Genomic DNA, 18,015 nt, shown 5'->3' on the forward strand with positions numbered 1-18,015 from the left:
ATGTCAACCACTTTTGAAATTTTAATGAATCAGTTGGGAATACCTGCTGCAATGAGAAATCATGAGGCCTTCTCTCAGGCTGAAATAGAACAAGTTATTGTTCATAAACGAAGCAAAGTTTGGGAGTTTCGTTTTGTTTTTGAAAATATCTTGCCTTTTGAACTTTTTCTAGAGTTGAAAAGAGGTTTGAAGGATGAATTCTCAAAAACAGGAAATCAGGCTAGTTTTGAGATAAAAACGAGAAATCAAGATTTTTCTAGAGAACTTTTACAAGTCTACTATCGAGAGGCTTTTTCGGATGGTCCTTGCGCCAGTCAAGGTTTTCGTTCCATGTATCAAAATTTTCAGGTGCGATTTGAAAATGAACAGTTGATTATCGAAGCCTCTGAAGCTGCAGATACAGAGCATTTTAGGAAAAATCATCTCCCGAATCTTAGTAAACAACTGGAACTCTTTGGTTTTCCTAAACTTTCTTGCATCTTAGAAAAAAATGAAGAGCTGACAAGGGAAGAACAAGAAGCCTTCCATACAGAGAATCAAATGATTGTTCAGGCTGCTAATGACGAGACACTTCGAGCCATGGAACAGTTAGAACAGATGGGACCGCCTCCTCCAGTTGAGGACAAACCTGTCTTTGATTTTCAAGCCAAGAAGGCAGCTGCAAAGCCAAAACTTGATAAGGCAGAGATTACTCCTATGATCGAGGTCAATACCGAAGAAAATAGATTGGTTTTTGAAGGAGTTGTCTTTGATGTTGAGCATAAGGTGACTAGAACGGGTCGTGTCTTGATTAACTTCAAGATGACTGACTATACCTCTAGCTTCTCTATGCAAAAATGGGTCAAAAATGAAGAAGAAGCTCAGAAGTTTGACATGATCAAGAAAAATTCTTGGCTCCGTGTTCGTGGAAATGTTGAAGTCAATAATTTCACGCGAGACTTGACCATGAATGTGCAAGATGTCCAGGAAGTCGTCCACTATGAGCGTAAGGACTTGATGCCAGAAGGTGAGCGTCGCGTTGAGTTTCATGCCCATACCAATATGTCGACCATGGATGCGCTGCCTGAGGTCGAGGAAATCGTTGGAACAGCAGCCAAATGGGGCCACAAAGCGGTTGCTATTACAGATCACGGCAATGTTCAGTCTTTCCCTCACGGCTATAAGGCCGCCAAAAAATCTGGCATCCAACTTATCTATGGTATGGAAGCCAATATTGTTGAAGACCGTGTTCCTATCGTCTACAATGAAGTTGAGATGAATTTGTCTGAAGCGACTTATGTAGTCTTTGACGTTGAAACGACAGGTCTATCAGCTATCTATAATGATTTGATTCAGGTGGCAGCTTCCAAGATGTATAAGGGCAATATCATCGCTGAGTTTGATGAGTTTATCAATCCAGGGCATCCTTTGTCAGCTTTTACAACCGAGTTGACAGGGATAACCGATGACCATGTAAAAAATGCTAAACCCTTGGTTCAAGTTCTGAAAGAATTCCAAGAATTCTGTAAAGATACAGTTCTTGTAGCCCATAATGCAAGCTTTGACGTTGGCTTTATGAATGCCAACTATGAGCGTCACAGTCTGCCCAAAATTACTCAACCTGTCGTCGATACGCTAGAGTTCGCTAGAAATCTCTATCCAGAGTACAAGCGACATGGTTTGGGACCCTTGACCAAACGTTTTGGTGTAGCTCTAGAACACCACCATATGGCCAACTATGATGCGGAAGCAACTGGCCGTCTGCTCTTTATCTTTATCAAAGAAGTAGCAGAAAAACACGGTGTGACGGACTTAGCACGATTAAACCTTGATTTAATCAGTCCGGATTCTTATAAGAAAGCTCGTGTCAAGCATGCGACCATCTATGTGAAAAATCAAGTGGGCTTGAAAAATATCTTTAAGCTGGTTTCCCTCTCTAATACCCAGTATTTTGAAGGAGTTCCACGGATTCCACGTACGGTACTAGATGCCCATCGAGAAGGTTTGATCTTAGGTTCAGCCTGTACGGAAGGGGAAGTCTTTGATGCAGTCGTATCACAAGGTGTAGATGCGGCAGTAGAAGTAGCCAAATACTATGATTTTATCGAGGTCATGCCTCCAGCTATCTATGCGCCTCTGATTGCCAAAGAGCAGGTCAAGGATATGGAGGAACTTCAGACCATTATCAAGAGCTTGATAGAGGTTGGAGAGCGTCTCGGTAAGCCAGTTCTTGCGACAGGAAACGTCCACTATATCGAACCTGAGGATGAGATTTATCGCGAGATTATCGTGCGAAGTCTCGGTCAGGGTGCCATGATTAACCGAACGATCGGCCATGGAGAAGCTGCCCAGCCTGCTCCGCTACCAAAGGCACACTTTAGAACAACTAATGAAATGTTGGATGAATTTGCCTTTCTAGGGGAAGACTTGGCTCGTAAGATTGTCATTGAAAATACCAATGCCTTGGCAGAAATCTTTGAGCCTGTTGAGGTCGTTAAAGGCGACTTGTATACACCTTTCATTGACCAAGCCGAGGAAACGGTCGCCGAGTTAACCTATAAAAAAGCTTTTGAAATCTATGGAAATCCACTCCCAGATATCGTTGATTTACGGATTGAAAAGGAACTAACCTCTATCTTGGGGAATGGATTTGCCGTGATTTATCTGGCTTCGCAAATGCTAGTGCAGCGCTCTAACGAACGAGGCTACTTGGTTGGTTCTCGTGGGTCTGTTGGATCTAGTTTCGTTGCGACCATGATTGGGATTACAGAGGTTAATCCTCTCTCTCCTCACTATGTCTGTGGTCAGTGTCAGTACAGTGAGTTTATCACAGATGGTTCCTACGGTTCAGGATTTGATATGCCAGATAAGGATTGTCCAAACTGTGGCCACAAGCTTAGCAAGAATGGACAGGATATTCCTTTCGAGACCTTCCTTGGTTTTGATGGGGATAAGGTACCTGATATCGATTTGAACTTCTCAGGTGAAGACCAACCGAGCGCCCACTTGGATGTTCGTGATATCTTTGGGGAAGAGTATGCCTTCCGTGCAGGAACGGTTGGTACGGTGGCTGCTAAAACAGCCTATGGATTTGTTAAGGGTTACGAGCGTGACTATGGCAAATTCTACCGTGAAGCCGAAGTGGAGCGCCTTGCTCAAGGAGCTGCAGGTGTCAAACGAACGACTGGTCAGCACCCAGGGGGAATCGTTGTTATTCCTAACTATATGGATGTCTATGACTTTACTCCAGTGCAGTATCCTGCAGATGATGTAACCGCTGAATGGCAGACTACTCACTTTAACTTCCACGATATCGATGAGAACGTCCTCAAGCTCGATGTTCTAGGACATGATGATCCGACCATGATTCGCAAGCTCCAAGACTTGTCAGGCATTGATCCAAATGATATCCCAATGGATGATCCTGGTGTCATGGCCCTCTTTTCAGGTACCGATATTCTGGGAGTGACGCCTGAACAAATCGGGACTTCAACGGGTATGCTTGGTATTCCAGAGTTTGGGACTAACTTCGTACGTGGGATGGTCGATGAAACCCATCCGACGACCTTTGCGGAGTTGCTCCAGCTTTCAGGTCTGTCTCACGGGACAGACGTATGGTTGGGAAATGCCCAGGACTTGATTAAGGCAGGGATTGCGGACCTTTCAACCGTTATCGGGTGTCGGGATGACATCATGGTTTACCTCATGCATGCAGGTCTTAATCCAAAGATGGCCTTTACCATCATGGAACGAGTGCGTAAGGGATTGTGGCTCAAAATTTCTGAAGAAGAGCGCAATGGTTATATCGAAGCCATGAAGGCCAATAATGTGCCTGAGTGGTATATCGAATCTTGTGGAAAAATCAAGTACATGTTCCCTAAAGCCCACGCAGCTGCCTATGTTATGATGGCCCTTCGTGTGGCCTACTTCAAGGTTCATCATCCGATTTATTACTACTGTGCTTACTTCTCAATCCGTGCCAAGGCCTTTGATATCAAGACCATGGGAGCGGGCTTGGATGCCATTAAACGCAGAATGCAAGAAATTGCTGAAAAACGCAAGAACAATGAAGCTTCCAACGTAGAAATTGACCTTTATACCACACTTGAAATCGTCAATGAGATGTGGGAACGTGGTTTCAAATTTGGCAAGCTAGATCTATACCGCAGTGATGCGACTGAATTCATCATCGATGGAGACACCCTCATCCCACCGTTTGTCGCTATGGATGGGCTAGGCGAGAACGTTGCCAAGCAATTGGTGCGCGCTCGAAAAGAAGGAGAATTCCTCTCTAAAACTGAACTCCGCAAGCGTGGTGGACTCTCCTCAACCTTGGTTGAAAAGATGGATGAAATGGGAATTCTCGGTAATATGCCAGAGGATAATCAGTTGAGCTTGTTTGATGATTTGTTTTAATAGTTTGAAATGTCTTGTGTAGGTTTGAGGTTGTATCATGATGGAAAAGAAAAAAAGAGCAACACCCTGGAAACCAGGGAAAGTTATTTCTATATGTTTACGAAATGGCGTTTACGTATTAGCACAAATGGTGCGTGATCTCTATCTGGTATTTTTCAACCATTTTAACGAGGAAAATAATTGGAAGGGAGTGACCTTGAAAGAGGAGGATATCCTCTTTTGTAAGGCTGTTACTCGCCAGTTTCTACGCTGTAGTCCTGTAACGATTGTCAAAGAAGTTAACCCATTGTTAGATTATGCACTGCCTAAAGAATGGATTTATAGCCATATTGGAGGGCATCCTATTACTGTTTCGGTAAAGGGAAGGGAGCGCCAACTTGCTGGTTTTGGTAGACGTTGTTCTTTGGTTCTGGCGGATAAAGACAGTGGACTACCAGAAGATAATCCACTTATGGGGCTCTTCCAATCCTATATCATACCAGATATCAAAGAACAGGATTGGGATCGGGTAGGTCAGGCTGAACTAATGTCTATTGAAGTATTTCCAACACTCAACGAACGTCTCTATCTTTGCTTTCTTTATGGGAAAAATATAAATCCAGAACAAGATATCTCTTTAGGAAAGCCCCTACTTGATGACTATGAAACCTATGTAGATATCCTTACAAATAGCCCAGAGGCTCGACGTCTCTATCTAGGGGAGGACGAAGAATAAGAAAGGATATTTCATGAAACTAAGAATTTTCGCGGAAGACAAGCCAGCTGAGAAGGTGTTTGAGTACCAATTGGAACTTGCTGATCAGACAATTCTTCTATCGACAGCACTCTTGTCAGGTGCTATTGCTTTGGCAGGATTATTTTCTGCTTTGAAAGAAAAATAAAAATAGAAAAGAGAAACAACATGGTTTTACCAAATTTTAAAGAAAATCTAGAAAAATACGCTAAGCTTTTGGTTGCAAACGGAGTGAACGTGCAACCTGGTCACACCTTAGCTCTCTCCATCGATGTGGAGCAACGTGAGTTGGCTCACTTAATCGTCAAAGAAGCCTATGCACTTGGAGCGCACGAAGTTATCGTCCAATGGGCAGATGACTTTGTAAACCGTGAGAAATTCCTTCACGCGCCAATGGAGCGTTTGGACAATGTACCAGAATACAAGATCGCTGAGATGAACTACCTTCTTGAAAACAAAGCAAGTCGTCTCGGTGTTCGTTCTTCTGATCCAGGTGCCTTGAACGGAGTAGATGCGGAAAAGCTCTCAGCTTCTGCAAAAGCTATGGGAATTGCTATGAAGCCAATGCGTATCGCAACTCAATCTAACAAGGTTAGCTGGACTGTAGCAGCAGCTGCTGGACTTGAGTGGGCTAAGAAAGTCTTTCCAAATGCTGCAAGCGACGAAGAAGCAGTAGACCTCCTTTGGGACCAAATCTTCAAAACTTGCCGTATCTACGAAGAAGATCCAGTTAAAGCTTGGGAAGAACATGCTGCTATCCTCAAGAGCAAGGCGGAAATGCTGAATAAAGAGCAATTCTCAGCCCTTCACTACACTGCTCCTGGAACTGACTTGACACTTGGCTTGCCTAAGAACCATGTCTGGGAATCAGCTGGAGCGATCAATGCTCAAGGCGAAGGTTTCTTGCCAAATATGCCAACAGAAGAAGTCTTTACAGCCCCTGATTTCCGTCGCGCAGATGGCTATGTAACGTCTACAAAACCTCTTAGCTACAATGGAAATATTATTGAAGGCATCAAAGTGACCTTTGAAAATGGTCAAATCGTTGATATCACTGCTGAGAAGGGTGATCAAGTTATGAAGGACCTTGTCTTTAAGAATGCTGGTGCGCGTGCCTTGGGTGAGTGTGCCTTGGTACCAGATCCAAGTCCAATTTCTCAGTCAGGGATTACCTTCTTTAACACCCTTTTTGACGAAAATGCTTCAAACCACTTGGCTATTGGTGCAGCTTACGCAACTAGCGTTGTTGGTGGAGCAGAGATGAGTGAAGAAGAGCTGGAAGCTGCAGGACTTAATCGTTCTGATGTTCACGTTGACTTTATGATTGGTTCGAGCCAAATGGATATCGATGGTATCCGTGAGGATGGAACACGTGTACCGCTCTTCCGCAATGGAGATTGGGCAATTTAAGGAGAAACTATGATTGGAAGTATGTTTGTCGGGCTTTTAATCGGACTACTAGCAGGAGCTATCACCAACCGTGGCGAACGCATGGGCTGCTTTGGGAAAATGTTTCTGGGCTGGATTGGTGCCTTTTTAGGACAATTAATCTTTGGTTCTTGGGGACCAAGCCTAAGCGGTACAGCCATTATCCCATCAGTTCTCGGGGCTATGATTCTGCTAGCCATTTTTTGGAAAAGAGGAAGCTAAGTTTCGCTATGGAAGGCATATTAACTCTAAAGAATAAGAGAGAGGCTGGGACAAAAGTCCTAGCCTCTCAATTGTCTTTGGATTGTCGAGCAAGACGCAGTGGTTGAGTGGGCTCTACTACGCTGATTTCATCAGCTTTTACAGCCCTACTCAACTGTGCGGAGGTGGGACGACGAAATCGAATTCTAACGAATTACCGATTTCTGTCTCACTCTCTCTTTTTAGGTCGCTATATAAAGTCCTTTGAAAGCACTCATCTAAGCTTAGCCACAGAGCTTTCAGTGACTGGTTCTTTTTATATTGCCTCAAGTATGGTACAATAAAAGCATGAGAATTCAACAATTACACTATATTATCAAAATTGTAGAGACTGGTTCGATGAATGAAGCTGCCAAGCAACTTTTCATTACGCAGCCTAGTCTATCAAATGCCGTTCGTGATCTAGAAAATGAGATGGGAATTGAGATTTTTATCCGAAATCCTAAGGGAATTACCCTCACACGTGATGGGATGGAGTTTCTATCCTATGCCCGTCAGGTTGTCGAGCAAACGCAACTTCTAGAAGAACGCTATAAGAATCCCATCGCTCATCGCGAGCTTTTTAGTGTGTCTTCGCAACACTATGCCTTCGTGGTTAATGCCTTTGTTTCATTACTTAAGAAAAGCGATATGGAGAAGTACGAGCTTTTTTTGCGTGAAACCAGAACCTGGGAGATTATCGACGACGTCAAGAACTTCCGCAGTGAAGTAGGAGTCCTCTTTTTAAACAGCTATAACCGAGATGTTCTTTCGAAGATGTTGGATGATAATCATCTGGTTGCCCATCCTCTCTTTACAGCGCAGCCCCATATCTTTGTCAGCAAGACCAACCCTCTTGCTAAAAAAGACAAGGTGCAGTTGACAGACCTAGAAGACTTCCCTTACTTGAGCTATGACCAAGGAACCCATAATTCCTTCTATTTCTCAGAAGAGATTTTGTCACAAGAACACCACAAAAAATCCATCGTGGTTAGTGACCGTGCGACCTTGTTCAATCTCTTGATTGGTTTGGACGGCTATACCATCGCGACAGGTATCCTCAATAGTAACCTCAATGGAGACAATATTGTCTCGATTCCACTTGATATTGATGATCCGATTGAACTGGTTTATATTCAGCATGAGAAGACTAGCTTATCTAAGATGGGTGAACGCTTCATCGAGTATTTGCTTGAAGAAGTTCGTTTTGATAGCTAATCGTAAGTACATTAGAAAAGAAAAGGAAATATGACTACAATGAATACCAATGATTTTGATTTTCACTTGCCTGAGGAGTTGATTGCACAAACACCTCTGGAAAAGCGCGATGCCTCTAAGCTCTTGATGGTCAATCGCCAGACTGGAGAATTTCAAGATCGCCACTTTCACTCCATTATTGAAATGCTAGAGCCAGGTGATGCCCTGGTGATGAATGATACCCGCGTATTACCAGCTCGACTTCATGGTCAAAAGGAAGAAACAGGGGGCCATGTTGAACTCTTGCTCTTGAAAAATACAGCAGGAGATGAATGGGAAGTGTTGGCTAAACCAGCCAAGCGTCTCAAGGTCGGTGCCCGCGTTGTCTTTGGTGATGGCCGACTAAGCGCAGTTGTGACTGAGGAATTGACCCACGGTGTCCGTATTGTCCGTTTTGAATATGAAGGGATTTTCCTAGAAGTACTTGAAAGTCTTGGAGAAATGCCCTTGCCTCCTTATATCCATGAAAAATTGGACGACCGTGAACGTTACCAGACAGTCTATGCCAAGGAGAGTGGATCAGCAGCAGCCCCGACTGCAGGTCTCCATTTTACCAAGGAATTACTGGAAGAAATTCAGCAAAAAGGAGTTCACTTAGTTTACTTGACCTTGCACGTTGGGCTTGGGACCTTTAGACCTGTTTCAGTAGATAATTTGGATGAGCATGAGATGCACTCAGAGTTTTATCAATTATCTGAGGAAGCTGCAGCGACTTTGAGACAGGTCAAAGAAAATGGTGGTCGTGTCATTGCCGTGGGGACAACCTCAATCCGTACGCTAGAAACTATCGGAAGCAAGTTTGACGGTCAAATTCAAGCAGACTCTGGCTGGACCAATATCTTTATCAAGCCAGGTTATGACTGGAAGGTTGTGGATGCTTTTTCTACTAATTTCCACTTGCCTAAGTCAACACTGGTCATGCTCGTTTCAGCCTTTGCAGGCCGTGAATTGGTCCTCGAAGCCTACCAGCATGCTATTGACCAAAAATATCGTTTCTTTAGCTTTGGCGATGCCATGTTTATCTATTAAAGCTATTGAAAAATCAAAGAAGATATAAAGAGAGACTGATTCATTCTTGGATCAGTTTTTTGCTTGATCTTACACAAAGTTACCAAAATAGCTATTGAATTATATGGAAATAAATGATACACTGAAAACTACAGGTTAGCCGTCAAAAATATATGTAATTTCGGACTAGCCATTTTAGATTCAGACTAAACTGGGTCACCATTTCAAAAGGAGATTTTTATGAAAAACAAAACATTGCGTTACACTAGTCTTTCAGCTCTTGCTTTGCTGGCGGTCTTAACATTAGCTGCTTGTGGAGGAAATACTGAAAAAACTACAGCATCTTCAAGCAAAGAGGCTTCTTCTAAAGTAACTAAGGAGTCATCAAGTAAAACAGAAGCTAGTCAAAAAGAGGAGCAGAAGTCTGAGACAAGTTCTTCAAGCGCTACAGGTAGTCAAACTGAGACAAAGGCGGAAAATCAAAAAGATTATTCTAAATTCCTTGGAACTTGGGAGAATTATGCTGGAACAACTGCTACAGTCACAGCGGATGGAATCGTGACCATTCAAAGCTCAAAAGGCACCTTTAAATATGAGATGGACAAAGTAGAGGAGAAGGACGGTTACTATTTGACAGGAATTCATCTTGTTGGTGGTGGAGAAGGAGCACGCCTTATCTTTACCCCAGCAGGCGTAGCAAATGAATTAACTGGTACGGATGGTAGCCAAGACGTCTTGGCAATCGGCCAATCACCAAGCGACAAAGATAGTCATTTTTACCGTAATTAAGAATACCAGTAAGAAGTAAGGGTGTAGAAACGCTCTTACTTTTTTAATAGTTTTCGAAGCATAAAATTTTAAGCATTCAAATTTACACGACGTTTAAGTTGGACGATAAACCTGCCCACTTTGAAGCGCAAGTACTAAATCGCTAACAACACAAAAGCCCTGATGTAGGGCTTTTTTTACTTGCTAGTATAAGAAATCAATGCCGTAGTTTTCTTTTAGATAGGTTGCCAACTCGGCTTTTTCTTCCTCTCTAAATCGACAGAGGCTAAGAGCGAGTCGCAATATCAGGGCACTTGTATTGATGATAACATTTGACTTAGAAATATCTTCTAGCTGGGTGACCTCTCTCAGATCAAAATCTAAATAGTAAGCTTTGCTGTTGGTATGGTCAGGGTCACTGACATCCACTTCAACATAAGATGCTCGCAACAATTCTTCTTTTGGGATGAAAATTTCCTTGGAAAAGAAGAGCCCAGGATAGACATAAATACCTTCCAAGGTGAACTCAAAGGAGAGTCTGCGACTAGAAAGTCTTTTGATGCCTGCAATCGTTGCATAGATAGCAGTGAAAAAGAGGATGGTTGGTACCACAGTGAGAAGACTGAGCTGAGAAAAGTCGATCAATCCATGCGCGAGAAAAAAGAAAAATTGAAAGAATATACCTACCGCAAAAACTAGATAGCCGACACCGACAAATTTTGAATAATAGATTTTCATAGAAACCTCCAGATATAGAATTGAACTCTCCAACGCTTTTTCAGTAGAAGTCGTAAAGATCATGCAGAGTTAAAATTTTAGGTATTCCCATCATATCCTATGGAGCGAAGTTCTGTCAACCTTTTAGCAAGATGTGGCTCTTAGCTATCTTATGACCTAGCAAGTTGGTTTATGGTATACTAGGATAATAAAATTCCAAAATTTGAAGACTTGTTTTCATAAATAGAAAGAGGTCAATATGTTTTTTCTCGGACGCCGTCGTGTCTTTATCGGCGAATGCAATGGTCAGGCTGTTTATTATGACCAAAAGACAGGAGAGGCTTTAGCTGCTCCAAAGAGTAAGTTGCTCAATACTGAAAAAGCTGGTGAAACGAATTCTTTTATTCCTCAATTGGTAATTCTCTTACTAGCAGGTGGACCTGCAATTTCGGGCTTCTTTTCCCTCAAGTTTATTGGTGTCTATAACTGGTTCAGTCTAGCCTGTATTCTTCTATTTTGGTTGATGCAGTTTTCCTTGTTGGTTGCTATACTTGAACGAGCACTTTATAAAAATGTTCGAAAGGCCCAGCCAACGACAGAGAAAGTCTTTTTCTTTGCAGCATCTCATAATTTGTTTGTAAAAAACCAGTTTGATCCTAGACAACTGTCTGCTTTACCTTATCGATTTGCCCGCTTTGTAGTAAATATAGTGTCTATCTATTACTTTTTGTATTTCTTGATTCTTCCTCTAAAATTTGGCCAACCGATTGGTGATGAAGGCTATGGTTTGTGGTTTGCTGGCTTGTTATTCTTTTCAGTATTTCTTTTGTATAACCAAAACAATCCAGTTCGCTTTGTGAAGATTATGAGATTATACAGCCAAGGAAAAGTACGATTTAAGGAAGAAGTGGAACATTGAGAAACTATCTTGGGATTCTGCTAAATATCTAGAGAAAATCTTTTAGAAAAACAAAAAAGCCTTGTAAATCAAGGCTTTTTCCTGTTGTTTAGATGCCCCCTGCAGGCTCTTTGAAAGAAACTTAGAAAAATCTAAAATGAAATTATTTCAAAATGGGGTAAAAGCAAAATTTCCCTCCCTACTTTCTCAATTATTCCTAATTTTAGTTCCAAAAAGCTTCAATTCATAATCTAATTATAATATGGGTAATGGGTACTATCTTATTACATTCAGATTTTTGTTCTCTTCAAAGAGTTATGTAGGCTTTATGGTTTTAAATAGGTAAAAAGTTGAATTATAGTGAGTATTGTGTCACAATAGGTAATATATAAATAATTAATGGAATGGATATAATTCTTTCCTACCTTTACAAGAAGGATTGGTTGCACCTTTTTTATCTAGCAATTATGGTTAGCTTTCAAGTTTAGCTAGTTTTTAAAAGCTCTGATTTCGACTCAATAAAACAAATTTCAGAAGTGCAAAAGACAAGATGGTGACATTGCTACAGTCAGTCGCCATGTCTTGCTGGCACAGGCTGTTTGTGCCGTCAGCTATTTACCAGTCAATTTGATCAAAGGGCTTAATTATTATTTTTGAAAGGTCTTTTATGGAAAAAATTCTTTCTTTAGGTCTGACAGGTAAGAAATTACTTGTTCAGGGTTTCTTGTTTGTTCTGCTAGGTCTTATCTTGATGGTCACGGGAACTTGGTTGCCAGTGACGGTTATTCGACTGGTTCTGTTTTTAGCTTGGATAGCAACGGTCTTAGATTTAGTATTACGTATTTTCAAAAAAAGTCAGTCAACGGACACCTTGGGAGTTGAACTGGTTAAATTGTTAGTGATGGGATATTTGCTAGGCTCGAATCTTGCTACTGATGTGCCAATTTATATTTTGGCTCTTGTGATTGGAATTTATCAGATTTTTCATGCTAGTATCAACCTTGTCACCTATGTTCTCTACCGCAAAAACAAAATTCGACCTCGTTTTCGTTTCTTACTAGATGGTCTCGTACTAGTTTTTCTTGGTGGGACTAGTCTTTTGTCCTCTACGGGAAATTCTGTCTTTCAACTCTTTGTTTTAGGGGCTTATTTTTGCCTTTATGGTGTGTCCAATATCCGTGACGGTTTCTTATTTGAAAAGGAAATTGGGAAAAACCATCTCAAACGTCGTGTCAGAATGAGCTTACCTATTGCCCTAGCCGCTCTCATCCCTGCAAGAACTTTAGCAAAAATTAACAAATTTATGCTGGAAAATGCTGATGAGGAAGAAGATATCCATCTTGGAATAGTGAAGTCTGGTAAGACAGCAGAGCTAGAAATTTTTGTTCATACAGCTGAGACCTCCCTGTTTTCAGCTATTGGTCATGTGGATATCTGCTATCAGGGCCGTGTTATTTCTTATGGCAACTATGATCCGTCATCTGAGACCTTATTTGGTATGGTAGGAGATGGTGTCTTATATTTCTGTGACCGCGATAAGTACATTGATCTATGTAAACGTGAGAGTCAAAAAACACTTTTTGGTTACGGAATAGATTTGACACCTGAAATGGAAAAAGCAGTTCAGAAAAAGTTGGCTGAATTAAAACAACTAACGATTCCTTGGGAGCCAAGCGCAGATAAAATTAAAACGGAAGATGGTAAGGAAGACTACACCTACGCTTATAAAATCAGACATGAGACGGATGGGGAACTTTATAAATTTATCAAATCTAAGTTTAAATCCTACTTTGTCTTATCTACAAACTGTGTGCTCTTGGCTGATACCATAGTCGGTCAGGCTGGCACCGATATCCTCTCACCCAAAGGATTTATCGCTCCAGGAACTTACCAAGCCTACCTTAATCGAGAGTTTGAAAAACCAAATAGTATAGTCGTATCTAAACATGTTTATTAAGGAGAATTTATGAACTTAGTAAAAAAATACACCCCGTTAATACTTTTTATAGGGCTGGTTGCTCTTGTAATTCTGAATGCATCGAGCTTTATATCAGGAGCAATCTCTCTCTTTGATGTAATATCAACCTTGATTTATGGTGCTGTTATTGCTTTTGTGCTTAATGTTCCTATGAAAAAAATTGAACAGTACTTAGTTAAATTGAAGGTAAAGGCAGAGTTGCGTCGTCCGATTGCCATGGTACTTGTTTTCCTAGCTCTTATCTTAATCGTGATTGCTCTTTTGGTTTTGGTGCTGCCAACCCTAGCCCAGACTATTAGTCAGCTGGGAACAGTCCTTTCAACAGTCCTTACTCAACTTGGGAAATTGCTAGGCAGCTCGGAATTTGTAACCAAAGACATGTTGTCAACTATCGTATCAGGCATACAGGGACAGTCTAGCTCTATTAGCCAAGCTTTGATAGGTTTTTTATCAGGTCTGACTAGTAATATCGGCAATATTTTTTCAAGTTTGATGAATGCCTTTTTGATTATAGTCTTCACCTTTTTATTTTTATCCAGTAAGGAACATTTGGCAGCGATGACGAGTCGACTTCTAAAAGTTTTTCTTCCAGAGAAGGTGGTGATAAAGTTGACTTACATTGGACAAGTAGCACTAGAGACTTATGACCAATTTTTGATGAGTCAGCTGATTGAAGCAGTTATCATAGGAGTTATGATAGCGGTTGGTTACAGCGTGTTTGGGATACCCTATGGAGTAATGACAGGTATCTTTGCAGGAGTGCTGTCTTTCATTCCTTATGTTGGTCCTATGATTGCTTGTGTGCTAGGAGCGATTTTTATCTTTACAGTCAGTCCAAGTCAAGCTTTACTGTCTATCCTTCTTTATCAAATTATACAGCTGATTGAGGGAAACCTTATCTATCCCAAAGTTGTGGGTCAATCTATCGGCTTACCAGCTCTCTTCACACTTGCAGCAGCTAGTATTGGAGGAAATCTATTTGGCTTACTTGGAATGATATTCTTTACACCCATATTTGCTGTTATCTATCGATTGGTTAAAGAATTTGTCGTTGCAAAGGAAAATCAGGTAGATTGAGAAAGACTGAATTTAATAAGATATACTAAGAAGAGAGTGAAAGATTCTCTTCTCTTTTATTTCTAAATGACTTGCTCTTGTTCTGTTGCGAAAATTTATGAATTCATAATAGCCCATTTTAATCTCTATGCGGATTGGCCATGTAATATGGGCACAAATTAGTATAGTTTAGTTAATTATAGACTAGCTCTGTACTGTAAAAAACAGTTGGTCTTATCAAATATTGCTAGCAATTGATTGAGAATAAATGATAAGTTTGATAAGGTTGGAAAACCTTTATAATGATTTGCTACAAAAAGTTATTTGACATCAAAAAAGCCTTGAAATCAAGGCTTTTTCCTGTTGTTTAGATGCCCCCTGCATGAATTTGTAAGAACTTTTCATATTGAAAATAAACAAAAATGTTGAAATATAGCTGATTTTAGGGAAATACTTTTAGGTGTTTTCAATGTCAGGATTTAAAAATGGGGCAAAAGTGGGGCAAAAACGAATGACTCACATTTGGTTTGAAAACCTATAATACCTAATGATTATGCCATACTAGATATATAGTGTTGTTATAAATAAATGTCAGTGCGAGTTCAAATCGGAGGATAAAATGGAAAAACAAATTAATGAAAAAAAAGCCTTGGTTCCCAAAGCTTTTTAATCTTATAAACTCATTAAAACAACTCCCAGTAAGGTGTGGAATGTTTTTTAGTCTGTGTCATATAAAAATAAATAGAATGAATAGCTATAGCTAGAGCTAAAATGGTTGTTATACTCACTACTATTATAGGATTAGAAGCAAAGATTAAAGAGAGAATCAAGGCAGCCAGATAGAGTGTAGCTTGGACACAGTAGTAACTTTTCGAATAGCGAAGATAGTGTTTGTTATGGGGCCCATTTACTAGGACAGCAGCTTGAAAGAGGCCAAATCCGATATAAGAGAAGCTGGTTGCAAAGAGACGATTAGCTTCAGGATTCTGAAGAAATCCCATCGATACAGTCATCATCATAAGTCCAATGAAAATAGGATAGTGACTGTAAATTAGAAATAGCCCCTTTTGATTAGATTTTTCATCAATAGCATGGTCGAATTGACCAAAATAAAACAAGAACAGAGAAATCATAATAATGAAATAAAGAACCGAATAAATCGAGAAATTCTCGATTGTAAAGAAGTTAGCTAGCTCCGTAATCATCTCTCCAAACATAATAATGACAAGAAGGGAGATGCGCTCGATTAAATGGGGGAGATTTACCTGGAAATGATCATCTTTACTAATCGAGGTAATTGGCGTAATAAATGTTAGCAGAATACTAGCATAAAGGATATAGACTCCAATGTAAATAGGAAGAAGAGCTGCTAGATAGATTTCTAAACTTCGTAGACCTGTTATCCATAGAAAACCTTTGATACTTTCCCTATGAACATTATCGGTTGATTTTTTAAAAAACTCAACCAAATATTGAAAAAATAAGGTAAGGGTTAATGTACCAATAGCCCAACAGACATAATGAAAATATTGTTGCCAATCAGGTCCAATCATATTGGCTATAAAGAGTAAAATTCCCATTTTGATAAACATGATTACTATGTTAAATAAAGAGTTCTTTCCATAGCGATTGGTATAATCGGTTTGAATCATCCAGGAATCGATGAGAAACAAAGTAGCAATGAGAAAATCAAGGAAAGAATTCCAAGTCAAAATACCGTTATGAAGATGGTCAATTAAAGTAGTTACTTTTGAAATTGCAAAAACAAAAACTAAGTCATAAAAAAGTTCTGAAAATTCTACACGTTTATGTTTAATAAGAGTTGTCATCTTAAGACCTTTCTATTTTAGAAGTACAATTTATTATAACAGAAAATGGTAATGAGAGAAAAGGATATGCTTAAATAACTTCATGTGGCGCGAATTGTCAAAACTTTGGAACATATTTACCTCATGTACCAGCTTACAGGCGGAATGTTTGACGATTGATAATGAAGTACGTGTATTTTGAGGCAAAAGATTTCGAGACTCCATTACGTAACTCCCATCTATAAAAAAATGATTGTTTCATTATAGCAAATCTAAAGAAACACGCTAAAAAGCAACCCTGACGAGTTGATTAAAATCCTATTAAAAATTAACTTTGTCAGGATCATCCTGAGTTTTGATGCCTTGAATCTTATCCAAGACCGCCATATCTTCCTCTGATAAGTCGAAGCCGAAGATATCCAAGTTAGCTTTTATATTTTTAGGTGTCACAGACTTAGGTAGTGGCAAGAAACCTTTTTGAAGGCTCCAACGCAGAGCAACTTGTGCCACAGATTTACCGTTACGTTCAGCCACTGCTTCAACATCTTCATTTCCAAAAATACCACCTGTACCTAGTGGACTATAGGCTTCAAGAAGGATATCGCGCTCTTGGCAATAGGCAACTAAGTCTTTTTGGTCACAACCTGGAGCCAAGAGGATTTGATTGACATGTGGTACAATTTCAGCTGTTTCAAGAAGAGCTTCTAGGTGATGTTGCATAAAGTTAGACACACCGATAGCACGCACCTTACCTTCTTTGTAGGCTTCTTCCATTGCCTTCCAAGCGCCTGCATTACCAGACTTCCAAGCATCATTCTCACGAAGCGCCTTTGGATTAGGCCAATGGATAAGCAAAAGATCCAAATAATCCACACCAAGTCTTTCGAGAGACTCATCGATAGAAGTCTTAGCCAACTCGTAATCGTGCTTATCATTCCAAAGTTTGGTAGTTAGGAAAATATCCTCACGTGCCAAATCACTATCAGCAATCGCCTTACCTACAGAAACCTCGTTACCGTAAATTTGTGCGGTATCAATATGTGTGTAACCCGCCTTAAGTGCGAAGCTAACGCTGTTATAGGCTTCTTCGCCTTCAGCAATTTGCCAAGTTCCAAAACCAATTTTAGGAATAGCAACCCCATTTGCAAGTGTATATGTTTCCATGATTTTCACCTTTTCTTTTTTTAATAGTACTATCTTAAATAAGATAAGGCAAAAATGCAAAGATTTGCTACGGCTATTATTATGAATAGTTCCTTACTTCTTTTTCCGATGTTCGTAACAGCCTTTGGAGATATTATTACTTGGGAAGAGAATGAATTTGTTGGTATTGTAAAATACAATCTTCAAAACTGCGACATTATTATCAAGAGCTTGAAATATTTTCTTCAGTATTTAGATAACTCATATGTGACTGATAACTTTGAACTGGATTTATATAGACAGGCTGTGTTAAAAGATGGTCCCTTGTCTTATAACCAATGTTTCGGTTTTGTTCCTTTACTAGCATTAGGTGCCTTTAAAGATGTGGAACATATGGATAAGCTAAAAACCTTGGAGCACATTTATCTCATGTACCAACTTACAGGCGGAGTAATGGACGATTGATAATAAGTAATCACCGTGAGGTGTTTTTTTCTATTAAATCGAGGTGTTAGATAAATAGCGAGTCTTTGATGAGAGTCGCTTATTTTGTGGGCTCTTTGTCAACTGTAGTGGGTTGATGAAA

14 protein-coding genes and 1 pseudogene are annotated in these 18,015 nt (G+C 40.1%); 12 read left to right on the forward strand and 3 right to left on the reverse strand.

What is annotated here, in order from left to right:
* The 8 genes from HMPREF2837_RS07270 to HMPREF2837_RS07300 all read left to right on the forward strand — a co-directional run bounded on the left by HMPREF2837_RS07270 (window position 1) and on the right by HMPREF2837_RS07300 (window position 9,850).
* Window positions 1-4,395, forward strand: coding sequence for a PolC-type DNA polymerase III (locus HMPREF2837_RS07270; RefSeq protein WP_075230782.1), 4,395 nt, complete (start codon window positions 1-3; stop codon window positions 4,393-4,395).
* A gap of 37 nt (window positions 4,396-4,432) precedes the next feature.
* Window positions 4,433-5,110: a hypothetical protein gene (locus tag HMPREF2837_RS07275; protein WP_075230783.1), complete on the forward strand. Its 678-nt coding sequence runs from the start codon at window positions 4,433-4,435 to the stop codon at window positions 5,108-5,110.
* A gap of 13 nt (window positions 5,111-5,123) precedes the next feature.
* The gene (locus HMPREF2837_RS11210) at window positions 5,124-5,276 is read left to right on the forward strand and encodes a hypothetical protein (protein ID WP_000776626.1); all 153 of its coding nucleotides are present in this window, start codon (window positions 5,124-5,126) and stop codon (window positions 5,274-5,276) included.
* A 20-nt stretch (window positions 5,277-5,296) separates the two neighbouring features.
* Window positions 5,297-6,538 (forward strand): aminopeptidase, encoded by a 1,242-nt coding sequence (locus tag HMPREF2837_RS07280; protein WP_075230784.1) that lies wholly within the window; start codon window positions 5,297-5,299, stop codon window positions 6,536-6,538.
* A gap of 9 nt (window positions 6,539-6,547) precedes the next feature.
* Entirely contained in the window at window positions 6,548-6,778 is a 231-nt protein-coding gene (locus HMPREF2837_RS07285) for a GlsB/YeaQ/YmgE family stress response membrane protein (RefSeq protein WP_075230785.1), read from the forward strand.
* A 327-nt stretch (window positions 6,779-7,105) separates the two neighbouring features.
* Entirely contained in the window at window positions 7,106-8,014 is a 909-nt protein-coding gene (locus HMPREF2837_RS07290; protein ID WP_075230786.1) for a LysR family transcriptional regulator, read from the forward strand.
* 39 nt (window positions 8,015-8,053) lie between these two features.
* On the forward strand, window positions 8,054-9,082 hold the full coding sequence (gene queA / locus HMPREF2837_RS07295; protein WP_075230787.1) for a tRNA preQ1(34) S-adenosylmethionine ribosyltransferase-isomerase QueA: 1,029 nt from the start codon (window positions 8,054-8,056) through the stop codon (window positions 9,080-9,082).
* Between the two features lie 219 nt (window positions 9,083-9,301).
* The gene (locus tag HMPREF2837_RS07300) at window positions 9,302-9,850 is read left to right on the forward strand and encodes a DUF6287 domain-containing protein (protein ID WP_004250743.1); all 549 of its coding nucleotides are present in this window, start codon (window positions 9,302-9,304) and stop codon (window positions 9,848-9,850) included.
* Between the two features lie 183 nt (window positions 9,851-10,033).
* Here the strand turns inward: HMPREF2837_RS07300 and HMPREF2837_RS07305 are convergent, their stop codons facing one another.
* Window positions 10,034-10,567 carry a hypothetical protein gene (locus tag HMPREF2837_RS07305; RefSeq protein WP_006153113.1) on the reverse strand — a complete coding sequence of 178 codons (534 nt, stop codon included), beginning with the start codon at window positions 10,565-10,567 and terminating at the stop codon, window positions 10,034-10,036.
* Between the two features lie 238 nt (window positions 10,568-10,805).
* Here HMPREF2837_RS07305 and HMPREF2837_RS07310 point away from each other — a divergent pair, with 238 nt between their 5' ends.
* The 3 genes from HMPREF2837_RS07310 (at window position 10,806) to HMPREF2837_RS07320 (ending at window position 14,499) form a co-directional block, all read left to right on the forward strand.
* Window positions 10,806-11,465, forward strand: coding sequence for a hypothetical protein (locus HMPREF2837_RS07310; RefSeq protein ID WP_075230788.1), 660 nt, complete (start codon window positions 10,806-10,808; stop codon window positions 11,463-11,465).
* 646 nt (window positions 11,466-12,111) lie between these two features.
* Window positions 12,112-13,401: a hypothetical protein gene (locus HMPREF2837_RS07315; RefSeq protein WP_075230789.1), complete on the forward strand. Its 1,290-nt coding sequence runs from the start codon at window positions 12,112-12,114 to the stop codon at window positions 13,399-13,401.
* A 9-nt stretch (window positions 13,402-13,410) separates the two neighbouring features.
* A complete protein-coding gene (locus tag HMPREF2837_RS07320; RefSeq protein ID WP_049509309.1) occupies window positions 13,411-14,499 on the forward strand; it encodes an AI-2E family transporter in 1,089 nt (362 codons plus the stop codon).
* A gap of 662 nt (window positions 14,500-15,161) precedes the next feature.
* Here the strand turns inward: HMPREF2837_RS07320 and HMPREF2837_RS07325 are convergent.
* Entirely contained in the window at window positions 15,162-16,307 is a 1,146-nt protein-coding gene (locus HMPREF2837_RS07325) for a low temperature requirement protein A (protein ID WP_075230790.1), read from the reverse strand.
* Between the two features lie 300 nt (window positions 16,308-16,607).
* Window positions 16,608-17,450, reverse strand: a complete 843-nt coding sequence (locus tag HMPREF2837_RS07330) for an aldo/keto reductase (RefSeq protein WP_006152895.1) — start codon at window positions 17,448-17,450, stop codon at window positions 16,608-16,610.
* A 102-nt stretch (window positions 17,451-17,552) separates the two neighbouring features.
* Here HMPREF2837_RS07330 and HMPREF2837_RS07335 point away from each other — a divergent pair.
* Window positions 17,553-17,894 (forward strand): annotated as a pseudogene (locus HMPREF2837_RS07335) (T6SS immunity protein Tdi1 domain-containing protein); the annotation flags it as partial.
* Window positions 17,895-18,015 lie beyond the last annotated feature (121 nt).

It is taken from the genome of Streptococcus sp. HMSC071D03 (genome assembly GCF_001812125.1).
Classification (GTDB): domain Bacteria; phylum Bacillota; class Bacilli; order Lactobacillales; family Streptococcaceae; genus Streptococcus; species Streptococcus pseudopneumoniae_N.